At 37.3% G+C, this 12,538-nt stretch carries 14 protein-coding genes and 2 tRNA genes; 3 read left to right on the top strand and 13 right to left on the bottom strand.

Features of this window, described 5'->3' with window-relative positions; genetic code table 11:
* Positions 1-3: 3 nt before the first annotated feature.
* The 3 genes from QKW49_RS15770 to QKW49_RS15760 all read left to right on the top strand — a co-directional run bounded on the left by QKW49_RS15770 (position 4) and on the right by QKW49_RS15760 (position 1,725).
* Positions 4-1,152, top strand: coding sequence for a tyrosine-type recombinase/integrase (locus tag QKW49_RS15770; protein ID WP_282863626.1), 1,149 nt, complete (start codon positions 4-6; stop codon positions 1,150-1,152).
* A gap of 23 nt (positions 1,153-1,175) precedes the next feature.
* Positions 1,176-1,382, top strand: a complete 207-nt coding sequence (locus QKW49_RS15765) for a hypothetical protein (RefSeq protein WP_282863625.1) — start codon at positions 1,176-1,178, stop codon at positions 1,380-1,382.
* Positions 1,383-1,464: 82 nt separating this feature from the next.
* Entirely contained in the window at positions 1,465-1,725 is a 261-nt protein-coding gene (locus QKW49_RS15760; protein ID WP_282863624.1) for a hypothetical protein, read from the top strand.
* A gap of 51 nt (positions 1,726-1,776) precedes the next feature.
* Here the strand turns inward: QKW49_RS15760 and QKW49_RS15755 are convergent.
* The 13 genes from QKW49_RS15755 to QKW49_RS15695 form a co-directional block, all read right to left on the bottom strand.
* Positions 1,777-1,868: transfer RNA gene (locus QKW49_RS15755), tRNA-Ser, on the bottom strand.
* A 20-nt stretch (positions 1,869-1,888) separates the two neighbouring features.
* On the bottom strand, positions 1,889-2,371 hold the full coding sequence (gene tadA, locus QKW49_RS15750; protein ID WP_282863623.1) for a tRNA adenosine(34) deaminase TadA: 483 nt from the start codon (positions 2,369-2,371) through the stop codon (positions 1,889-1,891).
* 4 nt (positions 2,372-2,375) lie between these two features.
* Positions 2,376-2,452: transfer RNA gene (locus QKW49_RS15745), tRNA-Arg, on the bottom strand.
* A gap of 85 nt (positions 2,453-2,537) precedes the next feature.
* The gene (locus QKW49_RS15740) at positions 2,538-3,278 is read right to left on the bottom strand and encodes an alpha/beta fold hydrolase (protein ID WP_282863622.1); all 741 of its coding nucleotides are present in this window, start codon (positions 3,276-3,278) and stop codon (positions 2,538-2,540) included.
* 70 nt (positions 3,279-3,348) lie between these two features.
* Positions 3,349-3,504, bottom strand: coding sequence for a hypothetical protein (locus tag QKW49_RS15735; RefSeq protein ID WP_282863621.1), 156 nt, complete (start codon positions 3,502-3,504; stop codon positions 3,349-3,351).
* A gap of 45 nt (positions 3,505-3,549) precedes the next feature.
* Positions 3,550-3,930 (bottom strand): (deoxy)nucleoside triphosphate pyrophosphohydrolase, encoded by a 381-nt coding sequence (locus tag QKW49_RS15730; protein ID WP_282863620.1) that lies wholly within the window; start codon positions 3,928-3,930, stop codon positions 3,550-3,552.
* Between the two features lie 396 nt (positions 3,931-4,326).
* Positions 4,327-5,394 (bottom strand): ABC transporter permease, encoded by a 1,068-nt coding sequence (locus QKW49_RS15725; protein WP_282863619.1) that lies wholly within the window; start codon positions 5,392-5,394, stop codon positions 4,327-4,329.
* A gap of 195 nt (positions 5,395-5,589) precedes the next feature.
* A complete protein-coding gene (locus QKW49_RS15720; protein WP_282863618.1) occupies positions 5,590-6,609 on the bottom strand; it encodes a substrate-binding domain-containing protein in 1,020 nt (339 codons plus the stop codon).
* A 214-nt stretch (positions 6,610-6,823) separates the two neighbouring features.
* The gene (locus tag QKW49_RS15715; protein ID WP_282863617.1) at positions 6,824-7,657 is read right to left on the bottom strand and encodes an N-acyl homoserine lactonase family protein; all 834 of its coding nucleotides are present in this window, start codon (positions 7,655-7,657) and stop codon (positions 6,824-6,826) included.
* Between the two features lie 166 nt (positions 7,658-7,823).
* Positions 7,824-8,885 carry a substrate-binding domain-containing protein gene (locus QKW49_RS15710; protein WP_282863616.1) on the bottom strand — a complete coding sequence of 354 codons (1,062 nt, stop codon included), beginning with the start codon at positions 8,883-8,885 and terminating at the stop codon, positions 7,824-7,826.
* Between the two features lie 159 nt (positions 8,886-9,044).
* Positions 9,045-10,001 carry an ABC transporter permease gene (locus QKW49_RS15705; RefSeq protein WP_282863615.1) on the bottom strand — a complete coding sequence of 319 codons (957 nt, stop codon included), beginning with the start codon at positions 9,999-10,001 and terminating at the stop codon, positions 9,045-9,047.
* Positions 9,976-11,007, bottom strand: a complete 1,032-nt coding sequence (locus QKW49_RS15700) for an ABC transporter permease (protein ID WP_282863614.1) — start codon at positions 11,005-11,007, stop codon at positions 9,976-9,978. Before QKW49_RS15700 ends, QKW49_RS15705 begins: the two co-directional genes overlap by 26 nt.
* Complete coding sequence (locus QKW49_RS15695) at positions 10,973-12,490, bottom strand: sugar ABC transporter ATP-binding protein (RefSeq protein WP_282863613.1); 1,518 nt, start codon at positions 12,488-12,490, stop codon at positions 10,973-10,975. Before QKW49_RS15695 ends, QKW49_RS15700 begins: the two co-directional genes overlap by 35 nt.
* Positions 12,491-12,538 lie beyond the last annotated feature (48 nt).

Below are 12,538 nucleotides of genomic sequence, written 5' to 3'. Positions count from 1 at the left end.
GTTATGCGTGGATGTATAACGAAAAAAGGAAGCAACTATTCAATAGTTGTAGATATCGGAAGGGTAGATGGCAAACGAAAGCAAAAGTGGTTTAATGGATATCGTACAAAGCGGGAAGCACAAAACGCTTTAACAAAAATACTAAGTCAGTTACAAGATAACACTTTTGTAGATACTGATAAAATCACTGTTAAAGAATACTTACTTCAATGGCTAGAAAATTATGTAGATACAAACCTTTCACCTACTACGGCATATGGTTATAGAGTCAATGTTGAGAAACATATTATTCCTAATCTCGGTAATATACAATTACAAAAGCTGCAGCCACTTCATATACAGCAGCTATACAATGAAAAGTTAAAGAACGGCCGTGTAGATGGTAAAGGTGGTTTATCTGCAAAATCAGTAATTTATATTCATAGGGTATTTAGGAAAGCACTTGCACAGGCTGTTAAATTGCAGATCATAAGCAGAAATGTTGCTGACTTGGTAGAAGTTCCTAAAAAGAAGCCATTTAATGCTAAAATATTAGATAGTGATGAAGTCCCTTCATTACTGGAAGCTTTTAAAAATACTAATCTATATATACCAGTGCTTTTAGGTGTTGCTGTTGGTCTAAGACGAGGCGAAGCTCTCGGCCTGCGCTGGCAGGATATTGATTATAAAAATAAAACTATCACGATAAGTCAGACTATTTTACATTCAAAGGCTGGAATTATAATCAATACACCTAAAACCATTAAAAGCCATAGAACGATTGTAATATCAGATACAATAATTGCAGCGCTAAAGTATCAACAGGAAAGACAACAAGAAAATAAAGATCTACTCGGCGAAGCGTACCAGGATAATGATTTAGTTACCTGCGGAGCTGACGGATCACCTATTAATCCTTCCACTTTTAGCCGTAACTTTTCTGATACATTAGAACGAAATGATCTGACACATATTAGGTTTCATGATCTTAGACATACTAATGCTACATTAATGCTTAAAAGTGATATTCCGGCCAAAATTGCTTCTGAAAGACTAGGTCATTCTACTATAGGTATTACACTAGATTTATACTCTCATGTATTAAAGGAAATGCAGCAGGATGCTGCAAGTCGCTTAGAATCTCTATTATTTGTAAATAAGAGTGAGATATAAATATAAAAGGAGGTATTTTCATAATGAATCAAAAAACTGCATACTACAGGGCTCTATTGGCACTTAATCACTTATTAAGCGATATGAGGTTTAATCAAGATGAAAAAGAGAAACTTCTTGATCGATATTATTACTATTATCAAGGGTTTGAAACATTTAGCCATGAAGTAGTTCAAGAGCTGGGTGAAGAATATGAAAAAATGACGTGTGTAGAAAATTGTAACTCATAGTGCAACTACAGCCGTCACGGATCCGGAGCAACCACTTTGAAATATGAGTTACAAATTAAAATACTAGAGGAGGTTTAAGTCAATGATTGATGACGAATTATATCAAGATTGCAATTGTAAACGCTGCAAGAAAGAACAAAAATGCTGGAAGAAAGATGAAGGTACAGGAGAATTTAAAGCAGAGCTGTTTGATTTCGCTGTATATGGTGATGAAGATAATCTCGAATTCGGCTGTGCAAATTTTAAAGATTTAAATGATAACAGTAAAGATGATGATATTAAGATAATAATGGATGTTTCAACTGGAGAATTCAAAGTGGTTAGAAAAAGGTTAGAAGATTAATCAAAAAAATATTTAAAGGGTTACGGCGTAATCGCTGTAACCCTTTGTTCATGGCGGAGAGAGTGAGATTTGAACTCACGGAACTGTCTCCAGTTCACTCGATTTCGAGTCGAGCGCATTCGACCGGGCTCTGCCATCTCTCCATGTATTAACGATTATTAAATTAATTTCTTTGCCTCAGCTCTCGAAAGAATCGTTTTAATAAATCGGCACATTCTTGTTGAAGAACACCTTGTATTACATCTACCTTGTGATTGAATTGTTCAATACCAAACAAGTTAACTACTGAACCTCCAGCCCCTGCCTTTGGATCCATAGTGCCAATAATCAGTTGTCCTATTCTAGATTGAATAATAGCGCCGGCACACATAGCGCAGGGTTCAAGGGTAACGTACAGATCACAACCGCTCAATCTCCAGCTATGAAGCTTTTTGCAAGCCTTCCGAATAGCTAGTACTTCAGCATGAGCTATCGCATCCTGACTTTTTTCTCTGAGATTATGTGCTTTTGCAATAATTTTATCATTCTTGACAATCACTGCACCAATAGGCACTTCATCTTTTTGATATGCTTTCTCTGCCTCTTTTAATGCATATCTCATATAATATTCGTAACTTCTAATGGTGAATTCCCCATTCTCAATCAAATAGTGGTACGCCCGATTGGAATCGAACCAACGGCACGCAGTTTAGGAAACTACTGCTCTATCCTACTGAGCTACGGGCGCACATTTGATAAATGCTGCTTAAATATTTTACAATAAAGTAATGTTTTTGTCAAATGGAATTTATAGTAAATTTATTGATAGTTATTCACTTCTTTAGGAACGTAATAATATTGTCGTGTATCGTTTGTCTTTCAGGTCCAATGGTACAAACATGTTTTGAATGCTCTAACCAAAGCAATTCTTTATGGGTAGAAGAAATACTATTAAAAATAATTTCCGCACTTTCCGGTTTAACGATTCGATCCATCCGCGACTGTATGATAAATGTCGAACAAGTAATTTTCGATAGATGTTTCTCTGCCATTTTCATTAAATTGTATAGGCTGGCAGCACCATTTACTGGAAGACCTGAGTATGTAATATCGTATTCTGCTGCTTCACCTTTCATTGGCTCAGATTTTTCCCAGCTATTAAATCTTTTAAAATACTTCATAACACGTGCAAAAGGCAATAACTTATCGTATACATGCATAGGAGAAGCTATAGATACCATTTTATCTACCGGATAATTTTCTGCTAAAATTAAAGATAGTATTCCTCCCATAGATAGACCTATTACATAAACTTTACTGCATTTTCTACAAAGCCGGTCATACTCTTCTTTAGTATCATTCAACCAATCTTTCCAATCTGTTTTAGCCATATCTTCTAAACATGTACCATGACCCTTTAATAGTATTCCGCTTACTGTATATTTTTGCTTATGCAATACTTCTCCTAGCAAGCGCATATGAGCAGGAGAACCTGTGAATCCATGGATCAGCAAGCAGCCCTCATCATCTCCTTCTAAGAAGAAAGGCTGTGCATATTCATGTAAGTAGTTCATATTTCCCCTCCTAATCCATATAGATACATCGTTACATAGTATTTCCTTTGCCAATAAAACTATATGTATTCTATTTCATCAATAATAAAATACTATCGCATTCTTCATTTGTATCTGTATTAATATGAGGAAAAGTCATCTCATCATCAGGATTGAATGATACCCAATAGGCCGGAACAATATGAATAAATCCACAAATTGGGCACTTATAAAAATAATTCTCCATTTTTTATTCCTCCATTTAAATTCCACAATATTATTTGTGATTACCTTAATAATTCTTCAGTTTATATATAAGGGGTAAATCTGCCGGAAGAAAATCATACTGATCTAATAGATTAAAAGGAACCCATTTTACTTCCTCATGAACTATTGGATAAATATCCCCCTTCTGCCAGCTAACCCAATAAGCCAATAAATGAATAGTACCAAATTCATACTCATATATACTTTCATCAAAAAATTCTCCCACATTGACTTGTATACCTAATTCTTCATCCATTTCTCTTCTAAGGGACTGCTGAGGTGTTTCACCGTCTTCAATTTTTCCCCCAGGAAACTCCCACTTATTTATAGAAGGATTATCAGATTTTCTTTTAGCTATAAGGATTCGATCATTTTGGGTCAATAGCGCTGCTACTACTTTCTTCATGTATTCTGCTCTCCTTTTACAGTATAGATATTCTACATTTTTCAATGTATGAAGATTACAGTATATTTTATTCTAATGATTAAATTATATCATATTACATTTGAAGTCAACCTTTAAACTATATGGATATAAATACAGATAATTATAAATTGTACTAGAAAAACAATTCTATTCTCTCCCAACTATAGGCTACACAGCGATTGTAATGTAATATTAACCATATGTTAACACTTTGTTCACATATTTTTCGGTGTTTTGTGGTATTATAATAGTACCACAACCAATAGATAAGTTTTTTTCATTATTTCCTCCTTTTTCCAAAAGGCTTTGGCCTTAATAGATGTAAAAGTCGACCTGTAAAAACAGGTCGACTTTTTGTTGCTATATTTAAACTACTCAATTCTTTTGTCTTTGATGCACATTGCTTAACAAAACTGTTAAAAGGGTAATTACGCCGGTAACCGTTCCGCTCCAAAATGCATTGATCCCAAGAAGGTTAATACCGTTTCTTATGCTTTCAACAATCACAGTACCTATTAATGCTCCTAATGCCGTACCGGTACCGCCAAAAAGGCTAGCGCCACCAATAATCGCTGCTGCAATTATATTTAGTTCCAAGCCTTGTCCTGCCGAGCATTCTACAGTCATTAAAAATGATGCATTCATTATTGCTGCAATAGCTGTGAGAAAACCGCAGCATATATAAGCTGAAAATTTTATTTTTCCAGTTGGAATACCTACAAGACGCGCAGCCTCTTCATTGCTTCCGGTTGCGTAAATTTGTCTTCCGAATATTGTTTTTTTCAAAACAAAATGAAACAACACTACTGCAATTATAATATACGTGATGTAGTTAGGTATACCATAAATAAAATGTCCGCGGTCAAACAAAGAAAAAGCCTCATGCTTTAGTGTGATAGAATTTCCATTTGTCGTAACAAAAGCTAAGCTGGCAGCGATAACATACATGGCAAATGTTGCAATAAAAGGTGCTATCCTAACCTTTACAACCAAAAAACCGTTTATAGCACCACAAGCCGCTCCAACAACAAGCGCCGCAATAACAGCCGGAAATATACCATAATGCACCATTACAATTGCACAAACCATACCAGCAAAGGAAAAAACAGATCCTACTGAAAAATCTATTCCACCCGCTATCATCACAAGCAGTTGACCTAAGACAATAAAAAACAGTGGTGCTACCGATTGAAGCACATTTCTTATATTTGCAGCAGAAATAGCTGTTCCTGTAATATTTTCCAAAATTACAAACAAAATGCATAGTATTGCAAATCTCCCTAGTTCCAGCCGATAACGATGTATTATTTTGCGTAAACTCAGCCGTTCATCAGCTGATAGAGTAGTCTTTTTCAGTTTAGAACCTGAACTCATAATATTAAGATGATCGGATGCCGTATCTATATCTTTCTTTCTTTTAATTGTTTCTCTGGTATCTTTCATATTATTTTCCTCCTGGCCTCACTATAAGCGCAGCGATAAGCAGCAACATCATCTTGTCATGTTGCCAATCCCAGTTTTTCAATAGTAAAACTCAGCATATCTCTCCATTTTTAAGTTGTGCCAATCTCCGAGCTTTTCTTTTTAACTATATCTATTATTTTCAAATATAACTTTAATCAACAAGAATATTATAATTTAGTAAGAACCGGCAGACGGAGGATATGCAAGTTGTAATATTTGTTGAATATAAGGTTCATCTATATTCTCTTTGGTTACTAAAGGTTCTTTTAAGACAATTTCTTTTTCAACTTCTTCGCCATTTATCGCTTTAATTAATTGCTCTGTTGCAACTTTACCTTGCCCTACTGCCGGTTGAACAGCGATTCCATTGATATAACCTTTTCTAACATAATTGATAGATTCGGGACTTCCATCAGAAGATACTATCGCAACTTTACCCGTTCTTCCTTGAGTCTCTAAAACACGTACTGCACCAATTCCAGCTTGCTCATACATCCCATATATTCCTTTAATATTTGGGTGAGCAGTGAGCATATCTGCCGCTTGAGTAACAGCTTCCCCTACAGTCAGTCCACGGCTTTGAAGAATCTGCACTATTTTTACCCCTTCCTCTTCGCATGCTTTCTCAAACCCTGCTTTTTTATTAATGGCATTAGTACGGTCTAGCGGTAACGAAAGAACCCCTATTTCAGTTCCTCCTAGTTCTTTTGCACTTTGGGCAAGATATTTTCCGGCTTCATATCCCGCCGTATAATCCTCAGCAGTAATTAAACTTGTATAATTCTCCACATTCGGATCCGGGCCTATTGTAGCAAAAGTCACAGGTATGTTATTTTCTTCAAATAAATTCAGTACAGTTGGGCAGCTTGCCGAGCTAAAGGGCGTTAGTACCACACCTGATACTCCAACAGTAATAGCTGTTTGTGCATTTGCAGCTTGTTGACTCGCAGAATTATGTGAATCATAAGTCACTACTTTATACCCTGCTTGTTGCGCTGCCTGTTCAATTCCATACTTTATCCATTGAAAAAAAAGTATTTCCTGGCTTGGTGCGATAAAGGCAATGATCTTTTTATCTTTCACAACTGCAACGCTGTCACTATCCGGTGTATTATTTTTATTCGAAATGGACGTACAGCCTATGCTTCCAATAACCAATAGCAGGATTACTATTCCTATGACAAATCTCTTCATTTCTTTCCTCCATATAGCCAACTAATATAAACATATTCTATCTATCTAAATATATTCGACAGCAATACGTCATTCTCCTTTGGGTAAGTACTGGAATTGAAACCAAAAATCTAAATCCTCAATATATCGGTATATAATAAAAACCTCCGCTTCCAGTTGTTATTTCTGACAGCGAAGGTTTTCGCAAAAAAACCATCTCAATATCTTTTAATTCTCAATCATAATACCCTTCGGTAGACTTTTTAAGCCCTTCAAACTGCTTAGCATCATGGCCGAACCAAACCCGTGAATTGGTTTGACTTACTAAAGATTTAATTCGTTTAGCGGCTGCTCTCCACCCTACTGTATCATATACAACTCCCGGCTCGCGTAAAGGCTCTCCAAAGTTATCACTTGAATATATCGCATCAGATGTTATAATCACTCCACCGGTGTTTTGAAGCTCGATGTGCAACCCTAGTACTCCCCGGGCATGACCGGAACCCAGATTGAGTATTGTTAATCCCGGTAATAAAGAAATATCTCCATCACTATTGGTTATAAAATTCCAATCCATCTTCTGTCTTGTCCAAGCATCAATATCATGCCAAATATATGAACTCATATAATCATGGGTAGCATATGCATGAACAGCAGCATCAAATTCATCTTTATGAACGATAAACTTAGACTTAGGAAAATATTCTACACAACCCGCATGATCATTATGCATATGGGATAGTATCACCCATTTAATATCGTCAGGAGCAACTCCCAGCTGTTTAAGTCTGTTTAATGTTGAGCATTCCTCGTTGCCGTAGTAAGGTACCTTTTGTTGGAACTCAAGCGGCCAACGTCCATTTGGTCCCATTGACGCAGGATTACATCCTGTATCATAAAGCACATATCCCTCCGAGCTTTCAATAAGAAATGCCTGAACAGGAAATTCGGTATGTTGGGTAACCTTGTTTGGGTTAACGCTGTCAGCAATAATAGACTGACTGACGATCAGGTTTTGGTCCATTCGCATCCGGCCTAAATCCAGCACGTATAACTTCAAATTTTTCATAGCGTCACTCCTCATAACAATGATTAGTAAACTGAATCCATAATTTCAGAGGAAGTTTTTTACCCTTAAGGTAAATCCTCCCCCTAAAACTTGAAAATCTTCTATCCGGAGGCTAATCGTAGCAATTAGCCTTCATATCGTTTTTTGAAAAGATCTATTTGTCGACTTAGAAATCAAATTGATCTACATTATCCTTAGTGAACTCTTTAATCGGAAGCGCTATTTGTAAGCTAATATCATCTTTTGCCGGCGTAAATTCCCCTAGACTTCCTGCTTTAAAAGGCTTATCTGCTTCTACACCTTCAGTAAGCAACTGTAATGCAGAATATACTGTTAAATATCCATGGTCCGGAGCGTTCCAAAGTAAAACATTTTTAATTAATCCTTCTTTTAGATAGTTTTTCATCATATTTGGTGTTGCATTACCAACTACAGCAATCTTATCTGTCATCCCTGCTTGTTTTACTGCATCAACAGCACCTGGAAGATTTGGAGCTCCTAATGCGATGATTCCTTTAAGTGTTGGCATAGTTTTTAGATAGTCCTGAGTAATCTGAAAGGCTTTTTGGGTATCTTCACCGGCAGGGCGTGTATCAAGTATTTTTACTTCAGGATACTTGTCAGCTAGGGTCTTTTTGATTGCTTCAATCCATAATACCTGGTTAGGTGCGGTAAAAGTTGTGGTTACGATCGCGATATCCGCTTTTTCACCTACTTGAGCTACCATTGATTCTGCTAAAGCACTACCAAAGGCATCATAATCTACAAGGTTAACGAAGAAATCACGGGTTTTTGCATCTCCATCCCAGCTAATAACCTTTATACCTTTTTCTTTTGCTTTCTTTAATACAGGCTCAATCGCATCCGGGTCATTGGCAGCAACTGCAATTACATCCGGTTTTGTAGGGATTACAGTCTCAAGCATTTCAATCTGCTTTTCAACCTTAGCTTCTGTTGGACCCATCCAGGTTACTTCAACATTATCTAACTCTTGGTCTGCAAGGTCAACACCTTTTTTTACGGCATTGTAATAATCAATCCCCACTACTTTAGGCATTACCACTACACGAAATTTTTTATCCTTTGCTGTCTCTGCAGCTTGACCATTTTCTGAAGTTTTCTGACCCTTTGGTGCTTTTTCGCTTTCCGGCGCTTTTCCACACGCTGTTGCAGCAAATAACATTGTGCAAGCAAGCATTCCCGCTACTAGGCTTTTTCTGATGTTCATAATAAGTTCCCCCTTTAAAAATTAAAATGTTTTAGAAGTAATAAATTCTTGCTTTATGTATTTTTGAGCTATCACCCCCTATAGATGCTTGGGTTTTAAAACTTTTTTTACTTTGATCTACATTCTCGATGTGATAAAAATAGTCGTTATATTTTTTAATTACACCTCTTTTACTCCGCTTTTCTTACGCATTGCCATTATACTATTGATACTTACTGAACCAATCAGTATTGCGCCAATAAGGATAGACTGTACTTCTGAAGGTACTACCGCTGTTGTCAATCCTAAGCGTAATAATATGACAATGGTAGCGCCAAGAAACGTTCCTACGATACTAACTTTTCCCCCTGCAAGAGAGGCACCCCCAAGTACAGACATGGTGATTGCATCTAGTTCATAACCTGTCCCAAAGTCTGCTTTGGCACTGGTAACACGGCTGGCGAAAATGATTCCTGCTACGGCACTAAAGAATGCTGATAGAATATATACTGTAATCTTTTCTTTATTAATATTTAAGCCGGAAAATTTAGAGGCTTCTTCGTTATAGCCAATGGCTATTAGATTTAATCCTAAATTTGTTTTATGCAAGAGCAGCATAACAAATATAAGTGCAGCAATTAACAGTAGAAATTGCACCGGTAATCCCAGAACATATCCTTGTCCAATAAAAAACAATTTCTCAGAAATCCGGAAAGAGTGTCCGGAAGACATTCCTATAGCGATTCCTCGATATACAGCCATAGTTGCCAAAGTTACTATAATTGGTGGAATTTTCATTTTGCTTACAATAAGACCATTTGCTAATCCCGCCAAAATACTAATTACTAAAGCCATGACAACAGCCATAACTTCATTCATTCCGCTCTGCAAAAACATTCCAAGAGAAACGGCGGATAAAGCGACTACTGACCCTACCGAAAGGTCTATTCCTCCTATAAGTATTACAAGGGTCATTCCCAACGCGATAAAACCTACCTCCGCAATAAACCTTGTCGCATTGACTAAATACGATACAGAGAAAAAGTATGGTGTAATTATCGACATTGCAGCAATAACGACTACTAAAACGAAAAGTAAAGCAAGAATATGGCTATGCTTTATTATTTTGTTTATCATTCCCACTCACCCCTTTTTTAGAAGATAACATTGGTATTTTCATTCCTTTATAACCAAATGCATATAATGACACTGATAATAGAATAATGAGACCTTGTACAGCCTGCTCCCAAAAAGCGCTGATATTAAAGAAGATCAATATTGTCCCGATAGTACTAACAAGCAAAGAACCCAGCAATGTACCTAACGCTGTGCCGGAACCGCCCAAAGTACTAGCTCCTCCAACCACAACTGCTGCGATTACCGTCATTTCAAATCCTTGTCCGGTATTTGACTGAATTCCGCCGAAACGGGTCGCATAGATCAATGCGGCAACACCTACAAGTGCTCCATTTATCATAAATGCGTTTATTTGCGTCCTGCGAACATTTATCCCGCTAAGACGAGCTGCTTTTGAATTTGAGCCTACAGCATAAAAATTTCTGCCAAAGCTTGCATATTTTAATACCAAATACATGATGATAAATACTAGACCTGCAATAATGACCGGAATAGGAATGCCGAAAACTTTCCCCTGCCCGATTGCAAGTATTTCCTGAGGCAGTCCGCTAATCCATTTTCCATTTGTCCATAGTATTAGAAGACCTCGATAGATACTTAGTGTACCTAAAGTTACCACAATAGCATCAAGACCCAAAAGGGCAACAAAACTTCCGTTAATAAGCCCCAGTAGTGCTCCAACAGCTATTGATGCCACTACAACTACCGGAACGGGCAATCCCGCTTTTGCAAGCATACCTGTTACCGCGCAGCAAATCGCAAGAATAGCACCAACGGATACATCAATCTGGCCAATCAGTATTACTGTAATCATACCTAAAGCAACAATCGCAACGGTTGATGAATTAAGTACAATATCAGATAAATTTTGAAGAGTGAAGAATGCAGGAGCTTTAATACTTAATGTAATCAAAATTACTGCAAAAAAAACTAGGAGTGATATAATATTCTTATTTTCTTTATACATTTTCTCACCTCTTTCCAATCGCCGCGCAAAAAATGTCATCAGAGTTTGCTCCGCCATTTAATTCCGCAACAATACGACCATGCTGCATAACAATGATCCTATCAGCAATATGCTCAACTTCAGGCAAATCCGAAGATATCAAAAGAATACCCATTCCTTGACTTACCAGCTCGCTCATAATGCGGTAAATCTCTGATTTAGCGCCTACATCCACACCACACGTAGGCTCATCCAGAATAAGCAGCCGCGGTTCCACAGCCAAGCATCTCCCAATTACTACTTTTTGCTGGTTTCCACCTGAAAAAGCATTTGCAGGCAGCTCCGGATCTGCCGGATGAAGCACAAGATCTTTTGTAAGCTTGCTAATAAGCGTTTTCTCTGTACTCATGTTTCGAACCCCATAATTGGATATTTGAGGCAATGCAGACAAACAAAAGTTATTAGCAGCAGTCATATTCAATATTAAACCCTGTCTTCCACGATCCTCAGGCACCATAGCGATTCCACACTCGATTGCCTCCAATGTGTTTGATTGTAACTCTTTGCCGTCCATGATGATCTTTCCTTCATCATATTGATCAATACCAAAAATCGCTCTAGCTATTTCTGTTCGGCCTGATCCTACTAAACCGGCGAGAGCTACAATTTCTCCCTTATGTACTGTAAAACTGATATTCTCATATGCACCCGTACAAGTAATGTTCTTAACCTGTAATAACGGTTCCCCGGATTGATGGCTTTTTCTTGAGTATAACTGTTCTACACGCCGACCGATCATTGCTTCAACAACCCAATCGTGATCAACTTCTTTTGTATTTACAGTACCGGCAATGATACCATCACGTAAAACGGTAATGCGGTCAGTAATTTCAAATACTTCTTCCAAACGATGTGAGATATAAATAATAGAAGTACCATCGAATTTTAGTTTTTCAATAACTTGAAACAATCGCTCTGTCTCACTTGCTGAAAGTGATGCAGTAGGTTCATCCATAATGAGAATTTTAGCATCGCAAGAAAGCGCTTTTCCGATTTCTATAAGCTGTGCTGTGGCCTTACCCAAATCACCTAATTTAGCGAATGGCGAAATTTTTACTCCCAGCCTTTCAAAAATTTCTTCAGCTCTTTTAATGGTTGTCTTCCAATCTATAAAGCCATATTTATTTCTAATCTCTCTTCCTACAAAAAGATTTTCAGCTACAGACAGGTCCGGGTAAAGACTCGTTTCTTGATAAATAGTCGCTATTCCAAGGTCAAATGCTTCATTAGGGGAAAGCTCGGATAATTCTTTACCACCAAAAGATATTTTCCCAGCGTCAGGTGTAAGCGCTCCTGATAAAATCTTTATAAAGGTGCTCTTTCCTGCACCATTTCCTCCAAGAATCGCATGTACTTCTCCAGCTTGTAATGCAAAGTCTACACCTTTGAGAACATGATTGCCGCCAAAACTTTTCCGTATCCCGGATACTTTAAGTAATTGCGAGCTTTTCTCTGAACAATCTGCTACCGAGTTTTTTTTCATCTATCGTCACCTCTCTTAGACTATGGTCCTTTTTAAAATCAAAAACCT

The sequence above is a fragment of the Petroclostridium sp. X23 genome (genome assembly GCF_030013905.1).
Classification (GTDB): domain Bacteria; phylum Bacillota; class Clostridia; order SK-Y3; family SK-Y3; genus X23.
The sequence above is the reverse complement of the archived record's forward strand: the minus strand, read 5'-3'. Positions and strand labels throughout refer to the sequence as shown.